At 67.0% G+C, this 24,031-nt stretch carries 22 protein-coding genes, 1 tRNA gene and 5 pseudogenes; 18 read left to right on the top strand and 10 right to left on the bottom strand.

Annotated elements, in window-relative coordinates; all coding sequences use genetic code 11:
• Positions 1–3: 3 nt before the first annotated feature.
• Positions 4–1,668, bottom strand: coding sequence for an amidohydrolase (locus G4G31_RS01195; RefSeq protein ID WP_182989955.1), 1,665 nt, complete (start codon positions 1,666–1,668; stop codon positions 4–6).
• 144 nt (positions 1,669–1,812) lie between these two features.
• Here G4G31_RS01195 and bla point away from each other — a divergent pair, with 144 nt between their 5' ends.
• Positions 1,813–2,715: a subclass B3 metallo-beta-lactamase gene (gene bla / locus G4G31_RS01200; RefSeq protein ID WP_182989956.1), complete on the top strand. Its 903-nt coding sequence runs from the start codon at positions 1,813–1,815 to the stop codon at positions 2,713–2,715.
• A gap of 104 nt (positions 2,716–2,819) precedes the next feature.
• Here the strand turns inward: bla and ada are convergent.
• A pseudogene (ada, locus tag G4G31_RS01205) lies at positions 2,820–3,888 on the bottom strand (bifunctional DNA-binding transcriptional regulator/O6-methylguanine-DNA methyltransferase Ada).
• A gap of 137 nt (positions 3,889–4,025) precedes the next feature.
• Between ada and hutC the strand changes: the two are divergent.
• From hutC to G4G31_RS01240, 7 genes and pseudogenes are all read left to right on the top strand, one after another.
• The gene (gene hutC, locus G4G31_RS01210; protein ID WP_182989957.1) at positions 4,026–4,757 is read left to right on the top strand and encodes a histidine utilization repressor; all 732 of its coding nucleotides are present in this window, start codon (positions 4,026–4,028) and stop codon (positions 4,755–4,757) included.
• Positions 4,758–4,875: 118 nt separating this feature from the next.
• Positions 4,876–5,274 (top strand): response regulator, encoded by a 399-nt coding sequence (locus tag G4G31_RS01215; RefSeq protein ID WP_182989958.1) that lies wholly within the window; start codon positions 4,876–4,878, stop codon positions 5,272–5,274.
• A gap of 243 nt (positions 5,275–5,517) precedes the next feature.
• Positions 5,518–5,844, top strand: a complete 327-nt coding sequence (trxA, locus tag G4G31_RS01220) for a thioredoxin TrxA (RefSeq protein WP_182989959.1) — start codon at positions 5,518–5,520, stop codon at positions 5,842–5,844.
• Positions 5,845–5,991: 147 nt separating this feature from the next.
• Entirely contained in the window at positions 5,992–7,254 is a 1,263-nt protein-coding gene (rho, locus tag G4G31_RS01225; RefSeq protein WP_182989960.1) for a transcription termination factor Rho, read from the top strand.
• 108 nt (positions 7,255–7,362) lie between these two features.
• The gene (locus tag G4G31_RS01230) at positions 7,363–7,884 is read left to right on the top strand and encodes a MepB family protein (RefSeq protein WP_182989961.1); all 522 of its coding nucleotides are present in this window, start codon (positions 7,363–7,365) and stop codon (positions 7,882–7,884) included.
• 162 nt (positions 7,885–8,046) lie between these two features.
• Positions 8,047–8,316, top strand: coding sequence for a type B 50S ribosomal protein L31 (locus G4G31_RS01235; protein ID WP_182989962.1), 270 nt, complete (start codon positions 8,047–8,049; stop codon positions 8,314–8,316).
• A 157-nt stretch (positions 8,317–8,473) separates the two neighbouring features.
• Positions 8,474–10,196: pseudogene (locus G4G31_RS01240) on the top strand (ArnT family glycosyltransferase).
• A 9-nt stretch (positions 10,197–10,205) separates the two neighbouring features.
• On the opposite strand, the gene G4G31_RS01245 reads toward G4G31_RS01240, so the two are convergent.
• Positions 10,206–10,853, bottom strand: a complete 648-nt coding sequence (locus tag G4G31_RS01245) for an FxDxF family PEP-CTERM protein (RefSeq protein WP_182989963.1) — start codon at positions 10,851–10,853, stop codon at positions 10,206–10,208.
• A gap of 553 nt (positions 10,854–11,406) precedes the next feature.
• Between G4G31_RS01245 and G4G31_RS01250 the strand changes: the two genes are divergently transcribed.
• Entirely contained in the window at positions 11,407–11,730 is a 324-nt protein-coding gene (locus tag G4G31_RS01250) for a hypothetical protein (protein WP_182989964.1), read from the top strand.
• A gap of 13 nt (positions 11,731–11,743) precedes the next feature.
• Positions 11,744–11,828 (top strand) — tRNA-Leu (locus G4G31_RS01255).
• Between the two features lie 94 nt (positions 11,829–11,922).
• Here G4G31_RS01255 and G4G31_RS01260 read toward each other — a convergent pair.
• A complete protein-coding gene (locus G4G31_RS01260; RefSeq protein ID WP_182989965.1) occupies positions 11,923–12,132 on the bottom strand; it encodes a type II toxin-antitoxin system MqsA family antitoxin in 210 nt (69 codons plus the stop codon).
• 175 nt (positions 12,133–12,307) lie between these two features.
• Between G4G31_RS01260 and G4G31_RS01265 the strand changes: the two genes are divergently transcribed.
• The 3 genes from G4G31_RS01265 to G4G31_RS01275 are packed head-to-tail and all read left to right on the top strand — an operon-like array spanning position 12,308 to position 13,917.
• Complete coding sequence (locus G4G31_RS01265; protein ID WP_182989966.1) at positions 12,308–12,739, top strand: YeeE/YedE family protein; 432 nt, start codon at positions 12,308–12,310, stop codon at positions 12,737–12,739.
• A gap of 10 nt (positions 12,740–12,749) precedes the next feature.
• The gene (locus tag G4G31_RS01270) at positions 12,750–13,193 is read left to right on the top strand and encodes a YeeE/YedE family protein (protein WP_182989967.1); all 444 of its coding nucleotides are present in this window, start codon (positions 12,750–12,752) and stop codon (positions 13,191–13,193) included.
• Between the two features lie 25 nt (positions 13,194–13,218).
• Positions 13,219–13,917: an MBL fold metallo-hydrolase gene (locus tag G4G31_RS01275; protein ID WP_275944329.1), complete on the top strand. Its 699-nt coding sequence runs from the start codon at positions 13,219–13,221 to the stop codon at positions 13,915–13,917.
• Between the two features lie 158 nt (positions 13,918–14,075).
• Here G4G31_RS01275 and G4G31_RS01280 read toward each other — a convergent pair whose 3' ends face one another.
• Positions 14,076–14,879 carry an ABC transporter substrate-binding protein gene (locus G4G31_RS01280; RefSeq protein WP_182989968.1) on the bottom strand — a complete coding sequence of 268 codons (804 nt, stop codon included), beginning with the start codon at positions 14,877–14,879 and terminating at the stop codon, positions 14,076–14,078.
• 253 nt (positions 14,880–15,132) lie between these two features.
• On the opposite strand from G4G31_RS01280, the gene G4G31_RS24805 reads away from it, so the two are divergent.
• The 5 genes and pseudogenes from G4G31_RS24805 (at position 15,133) to G4G31_RS01290 (ending at position 19,547) form a co-directional block, all read left to right on the top strand.
• Complete coding sequence (locus G4G31_RS24805; protein ID WP_229425260.1) at positions 15,133–15,459, top strand: MHYT domain-containing protein; 327 nt, start codon at positions 15,133–15,135, stop codon at positions 15,457–15,459.
• 107 nt (positions 15,460–15,566) lie between these two features.
• Positions 15,567–16,247 (top strand): annotated as a pseudogene (locus G4G31_RS24810) (PAS domain S-box protein); the annotation flags it as partial.
• Positions 16,246–16,878 (top strand): annotated as a pseudogene (locus G4G31_RS24815) (PAS domain-containing protein); the annotation flags it as partial. The pseudogenes G4G31_RS24810 and G4G31_RS24815, both read left to right, overlap by 2 nt.
• A gap of 319 nt (positions 16,879–17,197) precedes the next feature.
• Entirely contained in the window at positions 17,198–18,541 is a 1,344-nt protein-coding gene (locus G4G31_RS24820; RefSeq protein WP_229425261.1) for a hybrid sensor histidine kinase/response regulator, read from the top strand.
• A complete protein-coding gene (locus tag G4G31_RS01290; protein WP_182989969.1) occupies positions 18,534–19,547 on the top strand; it encodes a two-component system response regulator in 1,014 nt (337 codons plus the stop codon). The genes G4G31_RS24820 and G4G31_RS01290 overlap by 8 nt, the downstream gene beginning before the upstream one ends.
• 176 nt (positions 19,548–19,723) lie before the next feature.
• Here the strand turns inward: G4G31_RS01290 and G4G31_RS01295 are convergent, their stop codons facing one another.
• From G4G31_RS01295 to gmd, 5 genes and pseudogenes are all read right to left on the bottom strand, one after another.
• Positions 19,724–20,893: a glycosyltransferase family 4 protein gene (locus G4G31_RS01295; protein ID WP_182989970.1), complete on the bottom strand. Its 1,170-nt coding sequence runs from the start codon at positions 20,891–20,893 to the stop codon at positions 19,724–19,726.
• Entirely contained in the window at positions 20,830–21,582 is a 753-nt protein-coding gene (locus tag G4G31_RS24825; protein WP_229425262.1) for a glycosyltransferase family 1 protein, read from the bottom strand. The genes G4G31_RS01295 and G4G31_RS24825 overlap by 64 nt, the downstream gene beginning before the upstream one ends.
• Before the next feature lie 2 nt (positions 21,583–21,584).
• Positions 21,585–21,944, bottom strand: a pseudogene (locus tag G4G31_RS28785) (glycosyltransferase); the annotation flags it as partial.
• 94 nt (positions 21,945–22,038) lie between these two features.
• Complete coding sequence (locus G4G31_RS01305) at positions 22,039–22,977, bottom strand: GDP-mannose 4,6-dehydratase (protein ID WP_182989971.1); 939 nt, start codon at positions 22,975–22,977, stop codon at positions 22,039–22,041.
• A 1-nt stretch (position 22,978) separates the two neighbouring features.
• Entirely contained in the window at positions 22,979–24,025 is a 1,047-nt protein-coding gene (gene gmd, locus G4G31_RS01310; RefSeq protein ID WP_182989972.1) for a GDP-mannose 4,6-dehydratase, read from the bottom strand.
• Between the last annotated feature and the right edge of the window lie 6 nt (positions 24,026–24,031).

Here is a 24,031-nt window from a genome sequence, read left to right on the forward strand (position 1 = left end):
CTCTTACTTCTGATACACCGCCTTGCCGCCCACCCAGGTCTGCAGCACCTGCGTCTTGTAGATATCGTAGGTCGACACCTTGAACAAGTCCTGGTCGACGACGATGAAGTCGGCCCACTTGCCCGCCTCGAGCGAGCCTAAGCTGTCTTCGGCGTGTCCCGCATAGGCTGCGTCAAGCGTGAAGCAGCGGAAGGCTTCCTTCAGCGACATCGCCTGGTTCGGGTACCAGCCGGCAATCGGCTGGCCCGAGGCGTCCTGGCGCGTCACCGCGGCGTGGATGCCGAAGAAGGGGTTCGGCGACTCCACCGGGAAGTCCGATCCGCAGGCGATGCGCGAACCCTGGTGCAGGAAGCTGCGCCAGGCGTAGGCGCCCTTGATGCGCTCGGGGCCGACGCGGGTTTCGGCCATGTTTTTGTCCGACGTCGCGTGGGTCGGCTGCATCGACGGGATGATGCCAAGCGCCCTGAAGCGCTTGATGTCGTCCTGGGTCACCACCTGGGCATGCTCGATGCGGTGGCGCTGCGCCGCGCTTTTCGTGGCGGCCAGTTCCTTCTGGTAGATGTCGAGGATCTGGTGGTTGCCGGCGTCGCCGATGGCGTGCACGTTGACCTGGTAGCCGCGCGCCATCGCCTTCTTCATCATCGCGTCCATCTCGGCCGTCTTGTAGAACAGCAGGCCGTGCGAATGCGGCTCGTCGGAATACGGCTTGATCAGGGCAGCACCGCGGCTGCCCAGGGCACCGTCCGAGTACAGCTTGACGGCGCGCAGCGCGTACATGTCCTTGCCGTAGGTTTTGAGCGGGCCGTTCTTCGCCAGTTCATCGAAATCCTTCTGGGTGCCACCGATCATGCCGTAGATGCGCGCGGTCAGCTTGCCCTGGTCGGCGTAGGCCCGGTACAGGCGGTCTTCGAACACGCCCAGGCCGGCATCGTGGGTGCTGGTAACGCCGACTTTCGCCAGCGCGCCGAGCGCGGTATCGAGCGCCAGGCGGCCCTCTTCCTCGGTCTGGGGCGGCAGCACTTTCGTCACCAGTTCCTGCGCGGCGTCGACCAGCACGCCGGTGGCTTTGCCATTCGCATCGCGCATGATCTTGCCGCCGGCCGGGTCGGGCGTTTTGTCGGTGATGCCGGCCGCCGCCAGTGCGCGGCTGTTGGCCCATCCGGCATGGCCGTCGACGCGTTCGAACCAGACCGGCTTGTCGGCCACGACTGGGTCGAGGTCGGCGGCGGTCGGGAAGCGGCCCAGCTTCCAGTTTTCCTGGTTCCAGCCGCGTCCGCGCAGCCAGGCGTGGTTCGGATGGGCGCGGGCGTATTCGCCGATCGACGTCAAGGCAGCTTGCAGCGAGGTGGTCTGCGACAGGTCGAGCTGGGTCAGCATCTGACCGAGGCCGAACACGTGGCCGTGGGCATCGATCAGGCCCGGCAGCACCGTCTTGCCCTGCAGGTCCACCTGGCGTGCATTCGGCGCCCTGGCACGCACCTCGGCGGCACTGCCGACGGCCGTGATCTTGCCCTGGTCGTCGAAGGCCAGTGCCGCGAACTGCACCAGGTCACCCTTGGCATTGAGCGTGTATCCGTTGGCGTTGACGACTACCGTATCGGCGTGGCTGCTGGACGCGGCAAGTGCGGCAAGGACGAACATCGAACACTGCTTCAGGGTGGGGCGCATGGACTCTCCATTTTCTTAAATAAATGCAAAACATGAGTGTAGCGAAGTCCTTGCCGATTTTGCAGCGGCCGCCGGCTCGCGGGCCGCTTTTTTCGTTATCATTTCGGGTCAGCAATAAGCAATCACCTCATAAAGGACTCCTCCGTGAAACGCATCGCCGCCCTGCTCGTCTGCCTGTCCGGTTTGTCGTCCCTGCCGGCCCACGCCTATCCGGCCAACTGGGAAGGCGCGCAGAAGCCCTTCGTTCTCTACGGCAGCACGTATTACGTCGGCACCCAGGGCCTGAGCTCGGTGCTGATCACCTCACCCGCTGGGCATATCCTGATCGACGGCGCCACGCCCAAGGCCGCGCCGCAGATTGCCGCGCACATCCGCGAACTTGGCTTCAAGCTGGAAGACATCCGCTACATCCTGACTTCGCACGAACACTTCGACCATGTGGGCGGCGTCGCCGAACTGCAGCGATTGACTGGCGCGACCGTGCTCACCAGCCCGGCGGCGAAAAGCGTGCTGGAATCGGGCAAGGTCGACAAGGGCGATCCGCAGCACAGCGACCTGGCCGACATGGACATGCCGCCGGTGGCGAACGTGAAAACGGTGCGCGATGGCGAGACCGTCGAACTGGGGCCGCTGTCGGTCAAGGCGAATTACACGCCGGGCCACACCCAGGGTGGAATCAGCTGGACCTGGAGCGCTTTTGAGAAGGGCCGCGCGATGAACATGGTGTATGCCGACAGCCTGAACGCCATGGCCGCGCCGCCCTTCCGCTACAGCGGCAACACGGTGTATCCGAACGCGAAGGCCGATGTGGAACGCTCGATCGCGCGCGTGGCGGCGCTGCCCTGCGACATCCTGGTGACGGCGCACCCCGACGCCAGCGATTTGCTGGAGCGCCAGGCGAAACAGAAGCAGCTGGGTAACGCGGCCTTCGTCAGTCCGGATGCCTGCCACGCGTATGCCGCGGCGGGACGGCAGCGGCTGGCGCGGACGCTGGCGGACGAAGCGAAACGCGGCGAGCAAGGTAGACGGCCAGGGCCGGAAACGTGATTTTCGCCAGCCGAACCGCCGCCTACGCGTCCAAGCGACGGGTGCATGGTGCTCAAGCCGTTCGCAGGCTGCGTTTGAACGCGCAGGCGGGAAACCCGCCTGCCCTACATTTTTTCCCGTTCGATCAGGGCGGCCTTGCGCTCGATGCCCCAGCGGTAACCGGATAAGCCGCCATCGTTGCGCACCACCCGGTGGCAGGGGAATCGCCACCGCCGCCGGATTGGCCGCGCAGGCGCCGGCCACCGCGCGCACGGCCTTCGGCGCGCCGATACGCTGCGCCAGTTCCGTGTAGCTGACCGTTTCGCCTGCGGGGATCGCCCGCAAGGCTTCCCACACGCGCTGCTGGAAGGCGGTGCCGCGTACATCCAGCGGCAGGTCCAGGCCGATGCGCGGGGCCTCCACCAATCCCACCACGACGGCGACAGTGCGTTCGAAGTCGCTGTCGGCGCCGATCAAGCGCGCTTTCGGAAAACGGTCCTGCAGGTCGCGCACCAGTGGTTCGGGCTCGTCGCCGATCAGGATCGCGCAGATGCCACGCTCGGTCGCCGCCACCAGGATCGCGCCCAGCGAGCAGGCGCCGACAGCAAAACGAATCGCCTCGCCCACGCCGCCGGCCCTGAAGCTGCCCGGCCGCATGCCGAGCATTGCTTCGGCGCCGGCGTAGAAACGCGAACTCGAATTGAAGCCGGCGGCATACGGTGCATCGGTGACGCTGGCGCCCCGTGCCAGGCCCCTCGCGCACGCGCGCCGCGCGGCAGGCGGCGGCATAGGCTTTCGGCGTCACGCCCGCATGCAGCTTGAATACGCGCTGGAAGTGGAAGCGGCTCATGCCGACCGTGCGCGCCACGGCATCGAGGTCGAGCGTCTCGCCCGCCGCTTCGATCAGGCGGCAGGCCTCGGCGACGGCGCCCGCCTGGCGCGCGCTGACATCCGGCTGCCCGGGCCGGCAGCGCAGGCAGGCGCGAAAACCCGCCGCCTCGGCGGCATCGCAGCTGGCGTGGAAGGCGACGTTCGCGCGCAGTGCCGGGCGTGCGGCGCACGAAGGCCGGCAATACACGCCGGTGCTGCGTACGGGTAATAGAAGACGCCGTCGGCGCCGCGGTCGCGGCCCTGCACGGCGGCCCAGCGCGCCTCGTCGCTGGCATAGGGTTCGGCGGTGGTGTCGATGTTCATGGCGTCGGTTCTCGCGGGGATGACAGGCCGTATCGTCGCAGCGGCGTGGTGTTACCGCACTCCGCTCCTTGCTTTCGAATTCGCGGTGCTAGAATCCCCACTGTCAACAGCACCATTATCGCCCCACGGAGAGCAGTTTGGACGAACACAGCGCGCAAGCGAGCACCCCCACGCCTACCCCCATCTTTCAGCGCATCAAGGATTACCTGGTCGGCGAGATCGCCTCCGGGCGCTGGAAGGAAGGCGACCTGGTGCCCTCCGAGCAGGCCCTGGTGCGCCAGTTCGGCGTCTCGCGCATGACCGTCAACCGCGCCGTACGCGAACTGACGGCCGAGCAGGTGCTGACCCGGCGCCGGGGATCGGGCACCTATGTCGCGCCGCGCAAATACCAGGCGACGCTGGTCGAAATCCGCAACATCGCCGACGAAGTGCGCGCACGCGGCCACCGCCACGGCAGCCGCCTCTGCCTGCTCGAGGAGGCACCCGCCGCCGAGGCGCTGGCGCTGCAGTTCGAACTGGCGCCGGGCGCGCCGCTGTTTCATTCGACCATCGTCCACTTCGAGAACGAGGTACCGATCCAGCTCGAAGACCGCTGGGTCAATCCGGCCTGCGCGCCCGATTACCTGCAGCAGGACTTCGCCAGCATCACCCCCAACGAACACCTGATGGCGGTGGCGCCATTGCAGGGCGCCACCTACAGCATCGAGGCCCTGGGCGCCCCACGCGAGGTGGCCGAGCAGCTGGGCATCGACGGCCGCGCCGCCTGCCTGGTCCTCAAGCGCAAGACCACCTCGCAGGGCCGCGTCGCCTCGGTGGTGACGATGTGGCACCCGGGACATTTGATTCAGTTGACCGGCAGCGTCGGCTGAAGGGTTGTTGATTTCCAGGAGAGGCAACAGTTTCGGACGATATTGAACACGGTGCGCCACGCATGCCCGGTTTCGCCCATAATGCCCTTCCAGTCAACAATTAGCCGGAACCAAGTGTATGAACAAGCTCGCCGTTGCGGACGCGGCGCTGCCGCCGCGCGTGCTGGTGCTCGACGACGACCGCTTCATGTTGGAGATGCTCAAGGACATGCTGGAACAGCTCGGCGTGCGCGAGGTCTATACGGAGGCGACGACCCGTCATGCGCTCGCCACCCTCGCCGAACAAAACCCCGACCTGCTCATCTGCGACCTCGCCCTGCCCGACATGGACGGCATCGAGTTCCTGCAGGCGGCCGCGGCACGCGGTTTTGGAGGCGCCGTCATCCTGTTGTCGGGCATGGATTCGGGGGTGCGCGACGCCGCCAGCGAACTGGCGCGGGTGCTCGGATTACGCGTGGCGGGTACCTTCCGCAAGCCGATCGCGCTGGACCAATTGCGCACGGCCGTGACATGTTAAGTTTTCTACAAACGTCTGAACACTTTTCGGGAAAATAAGGTATTATTCGGCCTAAATCCCCCGCCTGACGTCCTCCAGACGCCCTTCCAAATATTGAGTTTGCGCACATTGTCTCCACCATTGTGTTGCAACCAGTTTTACCAAAGGGACATCGTCCCGACAAACGGAAGCCGGACATGTGCTGAGCAGGACAAGCATGGTCTCCAGGCGTACATTGATCCTTACCTCTTCTTTGAGGAAAACATGAGCGAAAACATTAAACACATCAGCGATGCTTCTTTCGAAACCGACGTGCTCAAGTCCGAGCGCCCGGTCCTGGTCGATTTCTGGGCCGAGTGGTGCGGTCCGTGCAAGATGATCGCTCCGATCCTCGAAGAAGTGGCCAAGGAATACGATGGCAAGATCACGATCGCCAAGATGGACGTCGACGCCAACCAGGCCGTACCGGCCCAGTTCGGCATCCGTGGCATCCCGACCCTGATCCTGTTCAAGGACGGCCAGCCAGCGGCGCAGAAAGTCGGCGCCATGGCCAAGGGTCAGCTGACTTCGTTCATCGACAGCAATATCTGAGAACGCGGTGGCGGTGCGCCCGCACTGCCGCCATTTTTGCGGACGGGAAGCAAACCGGCTCCGGTTGTTTTCCACTGACGCAGTTTAATTAATCCACGTCGTTCCCTCCCCTACCTTTACCTTCCCGTCACGGGACACCCACACAACATGCACTTATCTGAACTGAAGGCAATGCACGTCTCCGCGCTGCTGGAGATGGCCATCGGCCTCGACATCGACAACGCAGCCCGCCTGCGCAAGCAGGAACTGATGTTCGCGATCCTGAAGAAACGCGCCAAGCAAGGCGAACAGATCTTCGGCGATGGCGCACTCGAAGTGCTGCCCGACGGCTTCGGCTTCCTGCGCTCGCCCGACGCCAGCTACATGGCCTCGACCGACGACATCTATATATCGCCGTCGCAGATCCGCCGCTTCAACCTGCATACGGGTGATTCGATCGAAGGCGAAGTGCGCACCCCGAAAGACGGCGAGCGCTATTTCGCCCTGGTAAAGGTGGACAAGGTCAACGGCGAATCGCCGGAAGCCTCGAAGCACCGCATCCTGTTCGAGAACCTGACGCCGCTGCACCCGCAGGAGCCGCTGCGCCTCGAGCGCGACATGAACGGCGCCGAGAACATCACCGGCCGCATCGTCGACCTGATTTCGCCGATCGGCAAGGGCCAGCGCGGCCTGCTGGTGGCCTCCCCTAAATCCGGCAAATCGGTCATGCTGCAGCACATCGCGCACGCGATCACCGCCAACCACCCGGACTGCACCCTGATCGTCCTGCTGATCGACGAGCGTCCGGAAGAAGTGACGGAAATGCAGCGTTCGGTGCGCGGCGAAGTCGTCGCCTCGACCTTCGACGAACCGGCCACCCGCCACGTGCAGGTTGCCGAGATGGTGCTGGAAAAGGCCAAGCGCCTGGTCGAAATGAAGAAGGACGTCGTGATCCTGCTCGACTCGATCACCCGCCTCGCCCGCGCCTACAACACCGTGATCCCGGCCTCGGGCAAGGTGCTGACCGGTGGTGTCGACGCCAACGCGCTGCAGCGTCCGAAGCGCTTCTTCGGCGCCGCCCGTAACATCGAAGAAGGCGGCTCGCTGACCATCATCGCCACCGCGCTGATCGAAACCGGCTCGCGCATGGACGACGTGATCTACGAAGAATTCAAGGGCACCGGCAACATGGAAGTGCACCTCGAGCGCCGCCTGGCCGAGAAGCGCGTCTACCCGGCGATCAACCTGAACAAGTCGGGTACCCGCCGCGAGGAACTGCTGATCAAGCCGGACCAGCTGCAAAAGATCTGGATCCTGCGCAAACTGCTGTACTCGATGGACGAGATCGAGGCGATGGAGTTCATCCTCGACAAGATGCGGGCGACGAAGAACAACATCGAGTTCTTCGACATGATGCGCCGCGGCGGTTAACTAGCCACTTGCCGGGCGTCTCATGAAAGGCAGCCAGGCCGCGAATGCCGTTCAGTGTACTGAGCGGCATTTTTTTATGCGCGCCGCATTTTTCATTGAAAACCGAACATGACTGCAACCGGCGACCTGCCGCCCGACCTGCCGTTCGCCCTCGACGGGCTTTACCGTGAAGCCGGCGTGAGCACCACCGCAGCGCCTCGGTGCGAGCCGGAAGGCGGCGAGTATGGCGCCTGCCGCCTCGGCCTCGATGGACGGCTTGTCGCTTTTCGCGTGGCCAAGACCACGCCCACGAAGATCGGCCAGTTCGTGACCGTCTGGAAGCGCCCTGCGCCAGGCGCGGACATCGCGCCTTTCGACAGCCTTGACGAGGTCGACCTGGTGATTGTCAGCGTGGCCGGCGCCGGCCAGCACGGTCATTTCGTCTTCGATCGGCAGGCCTTGATCCGCCATGGCGTGATGTCGCAGGACGGCGTCGGCGGCAAGCGTGCGATCCGCGTCTATCCACCCTGGAGTCTGCCGGTGGCGAAGGCGGCGATCCGCGCGCAAGGCTGGCAATTGGCCTACTTCGTTTCCCCGGCGCCAATGGATGCCGGCGCGCCGGCACGGCTGCGCCGCCTGTTGCACGCGTGACGCCCCGCCACCCGGGCCGGCCGGCAGGCTTGCCTTGGCCTGGCAAGCCGCTTATAATCTCCGGTTCAGTACCTCAACCTGGCAAGTGAGCGGCAATCGGGTCACGAAGCAAGCCGACCGACGAAGTGCTGTTTGGCTACCAAACTCATCGAAAGTAGAATCATGAAGACCGATACCCACCCGAATTACCGCGAAGTCCTGTTCCACGACGTGTCGTGCGATTTCAAATTCATCACCCGTTCGACCATCTCGACCCGCGAAACCGCTACCCACGAGGGTAAAGAGTATCCGCTGATCAAGATCGAAGTCTCGGCTGAATCGCACCCGTTCTACACCGGCAAGCACAAGATCGTCGACACGGCTGGCCGCGTCGAGAAATTCCGCCAGAAGTTCGGCGCCGTCGGTTCGAAGACCTCGGTCGCGAACGGCTAAGCCACACTGCAACACAGCCTCCGCGGGCCTCATACGATCCCCGCAGGAGCACCAAGAAAGAAGCCGGATTCCCGGCTTCTTTTTTTTCGCCTTGATTGGGCGATTTCCATTCGCCGCTATACTAGCGCGACATTATTGCCACGCATCAGACTTATCGATGAAACCAGTCCGTCTCCCCGCCGCCGCCACGCTCGCCCTGCCGCGCTGGGCCCTGTTCGCACTCGGCCTGCTGTATATCCTGCCGGGCCTGATCGGCCGCGACCCGTGGAAGGACGACGCCGGCAGCTTCGGCCTGATGTGGACGATGGCGCGCGGCGGCCTGCACGACTGGCTGTACCCGAACATCGCCGGCCTGCCCGCACTCGACGAAGGCCCGCTGGCCTTCTGGCTGGGCGCCCTCTGCATCAAGCTGTTCGGCTGGCTGCTGGGCGACGTACTGGCCGCGCGCGTGTCGAACATCGGCATCTTCGTCGTCGGCGGCATGTCGCTCTGGTACACCGCCTTCCACCTCGGCCGGCGCCCCGAAGCGCAGCCGCTGCGCCTTGCTTTCGGCGGCCAGCCCGAGCCGGACGACTACGGCCGCACCCTGGCCGACACCACCGTGCTGGTCTACCTCGGCTCGCTCGGACTGCTGCTGTACAGCCACGAGACTCTCGCCGTCACGCTGCAGGGCTCGCTGGTCGCCTACTTCCTCTACCGCGCGGTGCGCTACATCGAAACGGCCTGCCTGCGCAATGCCGCCCCGGTCGGCCTCTCGCTCGGCGCCCTGACGCTGACGCGCGGACCGCTGGCACCAACGGCCCCTGCTGCTGGCGCTGCTGCTGTGCACCCGATTCTTCCGCATTCCCGTGGCGACCGCCCTGCGCCACATGCTGGTGGCCGGCCTTGCCGCCGTGCTGTTGACATTGATCTGGATCCTGCCGGCTACGCTGGTGCAGCCGTATGGGGGCTCGCCCGTGTCGGCCTGGCTGGGCTGGAACCTGGACCAGCTCGCCCTGCCGAGCTGGGCCTCGATCAAGGCCTTCTTCCGCATCGGCGTCTGGTTCGCCTGGCCTGCCTGGCCTTTTGCCGGCTGGGCGATCTGGGCCTGGCGCCGCCAGCAGAACATGCTGCACATCGTGTTGCCGCTCACTTTCTTCTGTGCCCTGACCGCGCTGACCCTGTGCGGTCCGACGCCGGGGAACGGCGACCTGCTGAAACTGCTGCCGCTATTGGCGCTGATGGCCGCTTTCGGCCTGCCTACCATGAAGCGGGGCGCCATCAACGCCATCGACTGGTTCTCGGTGATGGCCCTGACGACGCTGGCGGCCCTGGTCTGGCTGTTCTGGATCGCCAAGCTCACCGGCTGGCCGGCCAAGCTCTCGCATAACGCCCTGAAACTGGTGCCAGGGTTCACGCCCGAATTCGGCATCGTCTCGTTCACGGTCGCGGCCGCCGTCTCGATCGGCTGGTTCTGGCTGGTGCGCTGGCGCGTCTCGCGCAAGCCCTCGGTGCTGTGGCGCGCCGTGGTGCTCTCGTCGAGCGGCCTGATCCTGGTGTGGGTGCTCCTGATGACGCTGTTCCTGCCTGACCTGAACTACAGCAAGAGCTACGCCGGCGTCGCCCAGGCACTGGCCGCCAAGCTGCCGCCGAACGCGAACTGCATCGACACGAATGTAGGCGCCCCGCAGCGCGCCTCGTTCGCCTACTACGGCCGCCTGCCCTTCGCTGGCGTACAGGGTGGCCAGTGCGATTACGTGCTGTTGCACGACAGCGTCAGGACGCGCGACGACCGCGAGCTGTCGCGCGTCTGGCGCACGGGTGGCGCCACGCTGCTGTGGGAAGGCCGGCGCGCCTCCGACCGCGACGAGCGCTTCCGCCTGTACCGCCGCGCGCGCTGAGCGCTGCCCCTAGGCCGCCCGGCGCCGCGCCGCGGCGGGCTCCCCACCTGCGCGCGGCGCCACAGCAGGGCGCCCGCGCCCATCCCCGCCAGCAGCATCGCCCCCATCGGCGCTTCCGGCACCGGCGAGACTGCCAGGTCCGCCCCGAAGCTGCCCCCCTGCCGCCCCCAGTACCTGGCCGTCGACGCGCACGGCATAGGCGCCGCTGACCAGGTTATAGGCCGAGACCGCCCAGGAGTCGGGCGCGTTGTCCTCGAACCCGGTCTGGTCGATGCCGGCGATCGCCGTGCCGACCACGGCCAGCGTGGCGGGGTCGTAGCGGTACAGGGACAGGCCGGTGATCAGGAGGTCCTTGGTGCCCGGCGAATTCAGGAACGAGGACGTGACCGAGGCTGCCGCGTCGAACGGGGTACCGGCGACGGCGAAGGTGAACAGGTCGGTGAAAGCGCTGCCGCTTTGCGCGGCCGTGAAGCCGTCGCCGAAATGGGCGGTGAAGCCGCCGACGCCATCGGGACTGAGGCTGATCGCCTCGGTGCGTTCGATTGTCTGGGCGTGCGCGGGCGCCAGCCCGACCAGGGCGGCGGACAGCGCGGTCGACAGGGCGGCGATCAGCGTCTTGGTGCGCATGGCGAGACGGGCGGACTGGAATCGTTTCATGGTGTCTCCATTGGACGAAGTGACGGCACATGTCGGCGTGACGGCGACCGGCGCCCCGTCTTGGGGCAGGAAAATGTCCCCGGTCATGTTCCTTGAGTCACGTCAACTCCAGGGCGCAAGCGGCATCGACAATGACCAATAGCGCATCGTCGGTGCCGCTGAAGAGCGCCCAAGAGCGCCTAACAAAATCGTCAGAGGCCTTGAAGGCGGGGCCTTCAGGGCAAGGCGGAGCCAAGGCGTGGCGACGAAGACAGTACACCTGTACGACTAGGAGCCGCAACGCGGCTATGGCGGTTTTGTTAGGCGCTCTAAGAAGGAGACAACATGAAAAGCGTAATGTTCTCGGAAATCGTGCACGCACGGCGGCGCGTCAAGCTGCTGGGCACGCTGTCGCCATTGACGGTATACGGCCTGGCGGTGGCGATCGGGATGCCGCTCCTGGTCCTGGCGCTGCGCAGCTTCAACCCGGACGCACCGCTGGCCGCGATCGTCCTGCCGCTGCTGGCGGGACTGGACCCTGCCCCTCTGCGCCGGCTCGCCCGGACGGCTCGAGGTGAGCACCCGCTTCGACGCCTGCCACATGCGCCACACGCTCGACGCCGCGCTGGTCGCGCTCGGCTACGTCCGCACCGATGCCGGCGCCGAGCGGATGCGCTACGTGCGCATCGCCCCGGCGAGCTGGCGCGCCCGGGCCCAAAGCGTGAACGTACGCATCAAGCCCCATACGCTGGAAGTAGTCGGCCCGATCCCGACCCCTGCGCGCGCTGCAGGCGGCGCTGGCGGGCGGCGAAACCGCGCAACCGGAGCGGGTAATCGCCACCGCGCCGGCATTGCCGGGCCGCGAAACTGTTGCCGGTGCAATGCAAATCAGCGATAATGCAGGGCGCGTTGCCGGGATGGCGGAATAGGTAGACGCACGGGACTCAAAATCCCGCGCCGCGAGGCGTACCGGTTCGATTCCGGTTCCCGGCACCACAGGATTGCATCACATAGTCGTACAAATCAAAAACCCGCATGTCGCACCGGCATCGCGGGTTTTTTGTTGACCAGCGCAGCCGGACGCCTCTTCCTACCCCACCCCGGCATCCACCTTGCGCCGGAATTCCATCGCCAGCTGGCCGAACTGCCCGAGCGCGCGTGGCGTGAGGATGCCTTCCCTGCAGCCACGGCAGAAATGGCCTTCAATTCCTTCGAAGGTCGTCGCGCTTCCCTTGTAGGCATAGGGCAGATCCCGCAGGTCATGGACCAGGTCGGTGCTCTCGCAGAATGGACATTTCATTTCATCGCTCCCGAGGAATCGACACCCCTCGATTATGCGCCAGGCCTGCCCTTGCCGGTCACACGGCGCTATCGCCTGGCCGCTCCTGACATTACAATACAGGCAACGAGACCCCGGCGATGGACGCACAGCCGCGCCATGACGGCCTCAGCCACCCGCTGGAAGGAGCAGCACAATGACGATCGCCTGGAGCCAGTTCACGCCGTGGACCTCGCTGATCGGCGGCCTGCTGATCGGCCTGGCTGCCGCTGCCTTCGTCCTGCTCAACGGCCGCATCGCCGGCATCAGCGGCATCCTTGCCGGACTGCTGCGTCCGGTAAAGGGCGACCTTGCCTGGCGCCTCGCCTTCTGGGCGGACCTCGTCTGCGCACCGCTCCTGTACGGCCTGCTGGCAAGGCTGCCGCAGGCGACGATCGACGCCGATGGCGCCACCCTGGTCGCAGCGGGTTTATTGGTCGGCATCGGCACCCGCTATGGCGCCGGCTGCACCAGCGGCCATGGCGTCTGCGGCGTCGCGCGCCTGTCGCCGCGCTCGCTGGTGGCCACCGCGGCCTTCATGCTGGCGGGTTTTCTTACCGTTTACCTGCTGCGTCACGTCCCGGGCTGAAAGGACCGCCATGCACCTGCTTGTCGCCCTGCTTGCCGGCCTGGTATTCGGCGTCGGGCTGGTCGTCTCCGGCATGACCGACCCGGCCAAGGTGCTGGGCTTTCTCGACCTGGCCGGCAACTGGGACCCGTCGCTCGCCTTCGTGATGGGCGGCGCCGTGCTGGTTGCCGCCCTCGGTTACCGCTACGCGCGAGCCCGCACGCAATCCCTGCTGGGTGCAGCCATGCAGGTGCCGACGGCACGCCGCGTCGACCGCCGCCCGGTGCTGGGCTCGCTCACCTTTGGCGTCGGCTGGGGACTTTCCGGATTCTGCCCGGGCCCGGCGCTCGCCTCGCTTGCATCGGGCGGCATGAAACCACTGCTCTTCGTGCTGGCGATGGTGGCGGGCATGATCCTTTTCGACCTGATCGAGCGGGCCAGGCGCGGCGCTCCCCCGACCAGCGCCCGTACCTGATGCCGCATCCCTTACCGGAGACCCCATGCACCTGAACCCCATCCAGCTGTTCGATCCCGAATCGTCGACCTTCACCTACATCCTGGCCGGGCCCGGTTCAAAGCAGGCCGTCATCGTCGACCCGGTCGACCGCCACCGCGAACGCGACCTGGGCCACCTCGCGCGGCTCGGGCTGCAGCTGGTCTACGTGCTGGAAACCCATGCGCACGCCGACCACGTGACCTCGGCCGGAGAACTGCGCGCCCTCACCGGGGCTGTCGCCGCCGCGCCTGCCGGCTGCGGCATCACCGCGGCCGAGGTGCAATTGCAGGACGGCGACGTGCTGCGCTTCGGCCAGGAAGAGGAAATCCGCGTGCTCCATACGCCCGGGCACACGGCGGGCAGCATGAGCTACCTCTGGCGCGGCAATGTCTTTACCGGAGACACGCTCCTGATCGGCGGCTGCGGGCGCACGGACTTCCAGAGCGGCAGTGCCGATGCGCTGTACGACAGCGTGACCGGCAAGCTGTTCACGCTGCCTGACGACACCCGCATCTGGCCGGGACATGACTACCACGGCCAGGCGGTGTCGACGATCGGATGGGAAAAGCGCCACAACGCGCGCCTGGCTTCGCGCAGCCGCGAAGATTTCGTGCGCCTGATGGCCGAACTGAACCTGCCGCGGCCAAGGCTGATCGACATCGCCGTGCCGGCCAACCGCAACCTCGGCCTGCCCCACGGCTGAGTACGCGCGGCGCTCGCCTGCAACCGGCGTTCATCGCGATTTCGCATGTAACAATTGGGCCGCATGCGCTTACGCCGCTCTGCGATTTCCGCAGATTTTTCGAGTTTTCGGCAAATTAAGGGAACAACTCCCGGTCGCATCCCGCCTGGCGTGCAGGCCTACGGTGCCGGCCGCGCCGTCCAGCCGTCGTAGGAGCGCTCGATGCGGCGCAGCGTGCCATCGCGCTCGAGTGAGGCAAACGCGCCATTCAGGCGCTCGATGACGGCATCGGGCATGGCGCGGTTACAGGCGAGGAAGACGTCGATCCGGTTGAACACGAGGACCGGGACGATCCGTCCGGCCCAGCCATTCTGCTCGAGGACCGGGCTGCCGCGCCGCAGCGCCGCGGCCCACAGGTCGATGCGCCCGATCAGCAGCTTGCGCGGATTGGTCATGTCGCTCGAGGCCGCGTCGACCCGGAAGCCGCGGCTGCGCAGGTAGTGGTCGCGCGCGTCGCCGTGGTAGGTGCCGATGCGGTAAGGCCGGGCATCTTCCAGCGTGCGCAGGGCGATGCGGCGTTCGGCCTGGGCCATGAGCACCCATTCGGCGCTGTCGGTCGGCCCGACCCACTTGAACAGGGGATCGCGCTCGGGCGTGCGGGTAGTGGAATAGACGCAGGCGTCCGGACGCGCGTAGGCGGCCGCGTAGGCGCGTTTCCGGGGCAGCATGTCGATCGTGTAGGCAATCCCGGCGCGCTCGAACGCGGCGCGCACCTTGTCGGTGGCGATGCCGACGACCCTGCCCCCGGCATCGAGCATGCTCGACGGCGGCGCCGCCTCGGTGGCGATATGGATGGGAGACGCCTGCGCCGGGCCCGCCTGGGCGCTCGGGGCCTGGACCGCGCGGGCCGGAATGCCCGCCCGAACGGCAGCCGCGGCCAGGACACTCGTTCCCGCCAGCAGCGCAACCAGCAATCGTCGCATCAGCATCGCCCACCTGTCCCGCGCATGGATGTCCTCCTCATGCTACCAGCATACTCCAACGGACGCGGCGTTGGAACGGCCGCGTTCGTATCGTTGCGCCATCGTCCCGGGAGCACCCCGGCGGTGGCAAGTACGCGACAGTCTGCTTACGATTTCGTTAATTTCAGCAAATCGACAGCAGACTTTCCAGGCGGAAAATGTCATACTTGCGAACCCCGCCGCGCCTGCGGACGCCCCCTCCTGGAATCCATTCATGTCGCTTTTCATGTTGCCCGGCGATCCTTCGCTGCTCAGCTACGGCTTTTACGAGCCGAAACTGGTGTTGCTGTCGCTGCTCATGGCGATCTTCTCTTCCTGGATGGGCTTGCAGATCGCCGGACAGGCGCGCCAGCGCAGCAGCAAGCGCGGCAGCCAGCGCGCGATCCTGCTGTTCACGGGCAGCCTGGCGCTCGGCGCCGGCGTCTGGGCCATGCACTTCATCGGCATGCTGGCCTTTAACCTGTGTACAAGGGTCGACTACGACCCGATGATCACCATCCCTCGTCCCTGCCCAGCATCGGCGCCTCCTTCGTCGCCCTGAGCCTGATCGCGCGCGAGCGCATCGGCAGCGGCGGCCTGCTGCTCAGGGGCGTGCTGGTCGGCGCGGGCATCGGCGCCATGCACTATGCCGGCATGACCGGCATGCGCATGAGCCTGGACCTGCGCTACGACCCGTTCACCTTCGCGCTGTCGATCGTGGTGGCCGTGGTACTGGCCACGCTGGCCTTGTGGGTGCGCTTCGGCTTGAGCCGCCTGCGCAGCATGAGCGAAGCGCAGCGCCTGCTGCTGGCCGCCGTCGTCATGGGCTGCGCGATCGCCGGCATGCACTACACCGGCATGGCCGCCGCCCGCTTCGTCGGGGTCGTCAATTCGACGGTGCCAGCCGCCTCGGACAGCGCCTCCCTGGCGCTGGCGATTTCCCTCATCACCGTGCTGTTCACCGTGGTGGTGCTGGCCGCCAACGGCCTGCTGCGCTACCGCCAGCTCTACACCGAACTGTCGCGCAGCGAAGCCTGGATGCGCGCCCTGCTCACCACCACCGTCGACGGCGTCATCACCATCGACCGCACCGGCACCATCCAGGAATTCAACGCCTCGGCCGAACGCATCTTCGGCTGGAAGCGCGCCGAGATCGTCGGGCGCAACGTGCGCCTCCTGATGACGGACGACGACCGTGCCAACGACCGCAGCGGCCTGCTCGGCTACCCGGGCAGCGACGCGCGCGACGAGGGGCGCGAAGCCCCGAACGCCGAAGTCGAGGCCCTGCGCCGCGACGGCAGCCCCGTGCCGATCCGGGTCGCAGTCGGCAATGCCCGCCTCGGCGCCCATGAGCTGTTCGTCTGCTTCGTCACCGACATCAGCGAACGGCGCGAAATGGAGGGCGCGCTGCGCGCCAGCGAGCGCCAGTTCCGCTCCCCTGATCGGCACCATTCCCGGCATTTCCTATCGCAGCCGCATCGACGGCAGCTTCCCGCTGGTGTTCATCAGCGACGCGGTCGAGCGCGTGGCCGGCTACCCGGCAAGCGACTTCCTCGGCAATCCGGCGCGGCGCAGCTTCGACGCGCTGATCCATGTCGCCGACCGCGCGCGCGTCGCCGCGGCCATCGACACCGCCCTGCGCGAGGATCGACCCTACCTGGTCGAATACCGCCTGCTGCATGCCGATGGCAGCACCCGCTGGCTGTGGGAAAACGGCACCGGCGTGCGCGACGAGGCCGGCAATGTGGCCTGGCTCGACGGCGTGATCCTCGACATCAGCGAGCGCCGCACGATGGAGGAAGCGCTGCGCGAGGCGAAGGACGCGGCCGAGCAGGCCGCGGCGGCGCGTGCCACCTTCGTCGCCAACATGAGCCATGAGATCCGTACGCCGATGAACGCCATTCTCGGCTTCACCGACGTGCTGCTCGACGGCGAGCTGGCACCGGACCAGCGCCGCCACCTCGACACCGTGCGCAGCGCCGGCCGCTCGCTGCTGCGCCTCCTGAACGAAATCCTCGATACCGCCAAGCTGGAAAAGGGCGCGGTCGAACTCGAGATCAACGACTTCAACCTGCTCTCGCTGATCGACGAACTGTCCTCGACGCTGGCGGCGAATGCCCGCGCCAAGGGCCTGCACGTGGACATCCACTACGACCCGGCGCTGCCGACCAACCTGCGCGGCGACGAACTGCGCATCCGCCAGGTGCTGACCAACCTGCTCGACAACGCGATCAAGTTCACGGCGACCGGCAGCGTCACCCCTGCGCGCCGAGCCGCAGGGCGACCAGCTCCACTTCACGGTGACCGATACCGGCATCGGCATCGCGCCCGAGCGCCTGCACGCGATCTTCGATCCCTTCACCCAGGCCGATGCCTCGATGACGCGGCGCTTCGGCGGCACGGGCCTGGGCACCACGATCAGCAAGCAGCTGGTCGAGCTCATGAAAGGCAGGATCTGGGCCGAGAGCGTGCTGGGCGAAGGCACCACCTTCCACGTGCTGCTGCCGCTGGTGCTGGCGCGCTTCGCCCCGCAGCAGGCACGGGTGCGCACCGCTTGCGCCCTGCCGCCGCTGCGCGTGCTGGTCGCCGACGACGTACCGCAGAACCTGGAACTGCTGCAACTCCTGATGGCGCGCCGCGGCCACACCATGACCGGCGTGGCCGATGGCGGCGCCGTGGTCGAGATGGCCGCGCGCCAGGACTTCGACCTGATCCTGATGGACTTCCAGATGCCGGTGCTCGACGGCCTGCGGGCCACGCGTTTGATCCGCGAAGAGGCGCAGGCCGCAGGCCGCAAGCGTGTGCCGGTCATCGCGATGACGGCCAGCGTCCTGCCCGAACACCGCCGCGCCAGCGTGGAGGCCGGCATGGACGGCTTCGCCTCCAAGCCGGTCGACTGGTTCGCCCTGTCGCACGAGATCGCGCGCGTGCTCGGCCTGGCATCAAGCCCGTCCGCAGACGACGCGCCGCCGCTGCAGCGCCAGGTATGGAACCGCCACGGCGGCCTGCACCGCTGGGGCGGAAAGCAGGACGCCTACCTGGAAGCGCTCGCGCATTTCCACGGCCAGCATGCGCTGCTGCCGCAGTGCACGGAAGGCTACGCCGATGCCGCCGACTATCCGTCCCTGCGCATGCTGGCGCACCGGGCGCGCGGCGTGGCCGGCAATCTGGCGCTGGAACAGCTGGCCGACGCGCTGGCCGAACTGGAAGCCCTGTCCGAGGGCGAGAAAGGCCAGCAGCTGGCGGCGCTGGCACTGCTGCCGGAAGCGCTCGCGCGCGTCGAGGCCGTGCACCTGGCCTCGATGGCGGCAATCGCCGCCGCGCAGCCGGCCGCGGCGCCGCAGCCTGCCGCCGATGCCCTCCCGGCAGCGGACCTGCAGCGCGCCTGCCGCGCCGCTGGCGTGCTGCGCGAAGCCCTCGGCCATGGTGCGCTCGACGACGCCGCCCTGACCGGGCTGGCGGCGGCGCTGGCCGGTCATCCGGCGGCGATACGCGTCACGCAGGTGCAGAGCGCGCTTGCCGATTTCGATTTCGACCAGGCCCAGGCCCATCTCGACGCCCTGCTCGCCCACGTCTGCCCGATGCCGCAGGCGGCCGGTGAGCCGTCGACCGAACCAACGCAACAGGAAACAATGAATGAGTAACGCAAGCAATCGTCCGCTGATCCTGGCGGTCGACGACGAAGCCAGCAACCTGCAACTGCTGCGCCAGATCCTGCAAGACCACTACCGCCTGCTGTTCGCCAAGGACGGCGCCCGCGCGCTCGAGCTGGCGCAGAAGGAAAACCCGGACCTGATCCTGCTCGACGTGATGATGCCGGGGATGAGCGGCTACGAAGTGTGCGCCGCGCTGAAGGCGCATCCCGCCACGGCGCCGATCCCGGTGATCTTCGTCACCGCCCTGACCGACACCGCCGACGAGATCGAAGGCTTCGAGGCCGGCGCCGTCGACTACATCACGAAACCGGTCAGCCCGCCGGTGGTGCGCGCGCGCGTACGCACCCACCTGTCGCTGGTGCGCACCGAGGAACTCAAGGCGACGCGCCTGGCAATCGTCCAGCGCCTGGGCCTGGCGGCCGAGTACAAGGACAACGAGACCGGCCTGCACGTGATCCGCATGAGCCATTTCGCACGCATCCTGGGCCTGGCCGCCGGCATGACGGAACAGGAAGCCGAAGACCTGCTGCACGCGGCGCCGATGCACGATGTCGGCAAGATCGGCATCCCCGACCGCATCCTGCAAAAGGCCGGACCGCTCGATGCCGACGAGTGGAAGATCATGCAGAGCCACGCGGCGATCGGTGCCGAGATCATCGGCCAGCACGGGGGCGGCATGCTCAAGCTCGCCCACGACATCGCCATGACCCACCACGAGAAGTACGACGGCAGCGGCTACCCGAAGGGCCTGGCCGGCGACGCCATCCCGCTGACCGGGCGCATCGTCGCGATTGCCGACGTGTTCGACGCCCTGACCTCGATCCGCCCGTATAAACGCGCCTGGAGCGAGGAAGAAGCGCTCGCGCACCTGGTCGCGCAGAAGGGCAAGCATTTCGACCCGGTGCTGGTCGATCTCTTCATCGCCCAGCTGCCGGCGATCCGCACGGTGCGCCAGCGCTGGGCCGAGGAGCCTGGTAGCGTCCTGCAGGCCTGAATAGCTAAGTACTCACCCAAAAATAAATGTGTTTTTGGCTGCCAGACCCGGCGCGTTGCTGTGTTGGCTCGTACTTGCAGTGCTCGCACTGCGGCGCACTCGCCGCCTTGCACCGCATCCGAACCGGCACGTCCGGTTCTGTTTGCCAAAATTCACTTTTATTTCCGGTCGAGTACTTAGTCCGGCGCGCGCGAGCCCAGCGGCGGCGCAGCGGCGGGATCGGTCGCGGCGACGCGGCTGGCGGCGAGCTCGCGATACAGCGCCGTGTAGCTGGCCGCCATCTGCTGCGCCGTGAACACCTCGTCGAAGCGGGCGGTGGCGCCGCGGCCCATGTCGCGCGCCAGCTGCGGGTTCTCCCACAGCGTGCGCATGGCAGTGCGCAGCGCGGCCGCATCGGCCGGCGGCACCACCAGCCCGGTCTCGCCGCCGATGTTGATGTAGGTGGTGCCGCTGCCGATCTCGCACGAGATCATCGGCTTGCCGAACATCGCCCCTTCCAGCAGCGAAATCCCGAAGGCCTCCGAGCGCAGGTGCGAGGGGAAGGCCAGGGCGTAGCAGAGCGTTAGCAGCGCCACCTTGTCCGGCTCGTCGACGGCGCCCACGAACAGCACGTTGGCCAGGCCCAGGCGCGCCGCCTGGGCTTTCAATGCCGCCTCTTCCGGCCCGGCGCCGACGATCACCACCGGATAGTTCGTCCCCGCCACTGCGTCCAACAGCACGTGCAGGCCCTTGTAGTAGCGCAGCACGCCCACGAACAGGAAGAACTTCGGCCCGACCCGCTCGCGCCAGTACGCCAGGCGCGCCGGTTCCGGTTGCGGATAGGTGGCGCGGTCCAGGCCGAACGGAATCACCCGGGTCTTGTCGCGATAGCGCTCCAGCACGGTGGACGATTCGAGGTAGTTGGGCGAGGTGGCGACGATCGCGTCGACGCTGCGCAGGAAGCGGTGTTTCAGCGGCTGGTACAGGCGCAGCAAATGCTTCTGGCGCACGATGTCGGAGTGGTAGGTCACCACGCTTGGTTTGCGCACGCGGGCGGCAAAATGCGCCAGGTCCATGAACGGCCACGGGAAGTGGTAATGGACGACGTCGGCCTCGCGCGCCAGCCGTGCCAGCGCGCCGAGCGAGGCCACCGAGCAGGCGTTCGAGGCCAGCTCGAAGTCGAGCGGCACCCGGTGCACGGTATGGCCCTCGAAGGCGATCGGTACCAGGTTCTTTTCGCGCGACAGCGACAGGACCGTGTTGGTGACGCCCAGGCGGCCGGTGCCGACGCACATCTGGCGGATCACCTGCTCGATGCCGCCCACGGTGTCCGGGTAATAGGTCTTGTAGAAGTGAAGGACGCGCATGTCAATGTTGGGGAAAACGGGGCTAGCGCGCCAGTACCTTGCGGTACACGGCGGCGGTGGCATGGGCGGTGGCGCGCCAGGTCAGCGCGCTGGCGCGGGCGCGGACCGGCACGGATGCAGCGCTCGCGCAAGGCGTCGTCGCGCACCGGGGCCAGCATGGCTGCGCCGATCGCGCCCTCGTCGAGCGGGTCGACTTCGAGCGCGGCGCCGGCGCTGACCTCGGGCAGCGAGGTGGTGGACGAGGTCACCACCGGCACGTTCGAGGCGAAGGCCTCGAGCACGGGAATGCCGAAGCCCTCGTACAGCGACGGGAACACGAACACGCCGGCGCCGGCGTACACGTGGCGCAGCGCGGCGGCCTCGCCCAGCTTGTCGAGCCAGATGACCCGGGCACCGTCGGCCTGGGCCGCGGCAATGCGCCGCAGCAGGGTCTCGCAGCGCCAGCCGGCGGCGCCGACGATGACGAGGGCGCGCTCGGCACGCACCGCCGCCGGCAGGGCGAGGTAGGCGCCCAGCACGCGCTCGACGTTCTTGCGCGGCTGCAGGGTGCCGACGAACAGGAAGTAGCCGGGCTGCAGCCGGTGGCGCGCCAGCGTGGCGGCAACGGCTGCCCGGTCGGGGTGTCGAGCCAGCTGTCGTCGACGCCGTTGTGGACCACCGAGATCCGCGCCGGATCGACCCCGAAGCATTCGACCAGTTCGGCGACGGCGTAGTGCGACACGGCGATGACGTGATCGGCCTTGCGCGCCGCTTTACGCTGCAGCCAGTTTTTCAGGCGGCGCATGCGCGGATTGCACAACTCGGGATACTTGATCGGCAAGGCGTCGTGCAGCGTGGCCACGACCGGGCAGTCCATGCGCACGATGCGGTAGTCGGTGGCGTGGAACAGGTCGGCCGGCATGTGCACGCGGTGCGCGCGCGGCGTCGCCAGGTCGACCAGCGTGGCGCGTGCAAAACTCTGCGGCAGCGGCTGGCCGATGGTGGCGGTGCCGGCGTCAGGCCAGGGTAAGGCTGGACCGCGCAGCCGGCGGCGGGCAGGTGCGCCAGCAGCGCGCGGGTGTAGACACCGATGCCGTCGACAGGGCCGCCCGCCGGCCTCGGCTCGATCGTGGTCGTGCCCAGGCCGACGTTCAGGCCATGCATGGTCACCCCCGGTACATCCAGCGCAAGGTGGTCAACAGCGGCGGCGGATCGAGCGGCCCGATCGCGGCGGCGAGTTTTCCATGGTCGCCCGACAGCGTCAGCACGTCGTTGGCGCGCACGAAAGCCGGATTGACCTCGACCTCGATGCGGTAGCCGGCGATTTCCGAGGCCAGGTCGATCACCTCGCCCAGCGAATGGCTGCGGCCGGAACAGACGTTGAAGGCTTCTCCCGCCGGCGCGGCCGCCAGCAGGCGGCGATAGCTGCGCGCCACCATGCGCACGTCGGAAAAGTCGCGCGCGATGGCCAGGTTGCCCAGCTCGATGCGGCGCTCGCGGCGGCGGAAGTGGGAGACGATCTTCGGCAGCAGGAACTGCTCGCTTTGGCCGACGCCCGTGTAGTTGAACGGACGCGCGATGACGATCGGCAGCTTGTCCATCCACAGGCGCGCCATGTATTCCATGGCCAGCTTGCTCACCGCGTAATCGTTGGCCGGCGCGGGAGCGACGCTTTCGTCGATGATGGGCACGCTGGCATTGCCGTAGATGTTCGCCGACGATGCCAGCAGGACGGCCGAGGCGCGGTGGGCGACGCCCGCCAGCGCCTCGAGCAGGTTGCGGGTGCCGACCACGTTGACCTGGTAGATCTGTTCGGCATTGCCGTGGGCGACGAAGGCGATGCCGGCCAGGTGCACGACGACGTCGGGCTGCACCTGCTCGACCATCGCGCCGACCGCCGCGCGGTCGCACAGGTCGACCGCGAGCGCGTGCGTGCCGGTCGCTTCGCCGGGCATGACGGTACCGAATACCTCGTACCCGGCCGCGGCCAGCTCGCGCTCGACATACACGCCGGTGAAGCCACGCAGGCCGGTGACGAGGGCGCGCTTGCCCTCGCCTTCGCGCGAAGCGGTATCGGGCTGGAGGTCTGGCGTGGCGGTGCTCATGTCAGAACGAGAAGCCCTGCTCGTTGCGGCGCAGGTCGGCCTCGACCATCATCTGGCACAGCTCTTCCAGCGTGGTCTTCGGCTCCCAGCCGAGCTCGCGCTTCGCCTTTTCCGGGTTGCCGATCAGGAGGTCGACCTCGGCCGGACGGTAGAACTTCGGCGAGACGCGCACCAGGGTCTTGCCGCTCTTCGTGCAGCGGCCGGTTTCGTTGTCGGCGCTGCCGCTCCACTCGAGGGCGACGCCGGTGCCCTTGAAGGCCATGTCGACGAAGTCGCGCACGGTTTCGGTGCGGTTGGTGGCCAGCACGAAGGTATCGGGCTGGTCGGCCTGCAGCATGCGCCACATGCCTTCGACGTATTCCTTGGCAAAGCCCCAGTCGCGCTTGGCGTCGAGGTTGCCCAGCTCCAGCACGCCGAGCTTGTTCAGGGCGATCTTGGCCACCGAATCGGTGATCTTGCGGGTCACGAACTCACGGCCGCGCAGCGGCGACTCGTGGTTGAACAGGATGCCGGACGAACCGAAGATGCCATAGCTCTCGCGGTAGTTGATCGTCATCCAGTGGGCGTACAGCTTGGCCACGCCGTAGGGGCTGCGCGGGTAGAACGGGGTGTCCTCGACCTGCGGGATGGCCTGCACCTTGCCGAACATTTCCGAGGTCGAGGCCTGGTAGAAGCGCACCTTCGGATTGACCAGGCGAATCGCCTCGAGCAGGTTGACGGCGCCCAGGCCGGTGATCGATGCGGTCGTCAAAGGCTGGTCGAAGGATACGCCCACGAAGCTTTGCGCGGCCAGGTTGTAGACTTCATCCGGTTCGGCGCTCTGGATCAGGCGCAGGCTCGATGCCAGGTCGGTCAAATCGTATTCCACCAGCGACAGGTTCGGATGCCCGCTGATGCCGAGCTCGTCGATGCGCCAGAAATTGGTCGAGCTGGAGCGGCGGAAGGTACCGGTGACGTGGTAACCCTTCTCGAGCAGCAGTTGCGCCAGGTAAGCGCCATCCTGACCGGTGATGCCAGTGATGACGGCTTTTTTTGTTGTTTTCTGCATGGTGTG

It is taken from the genome of Massilia sp. Se16.2.3 (assembly GCF_014171595.1).
Lineage (GTDB): Bacteria > Pseudomonadota > Gammaproteobacteria > Burkholderiales > Burkholderiaceae_D > Telluria.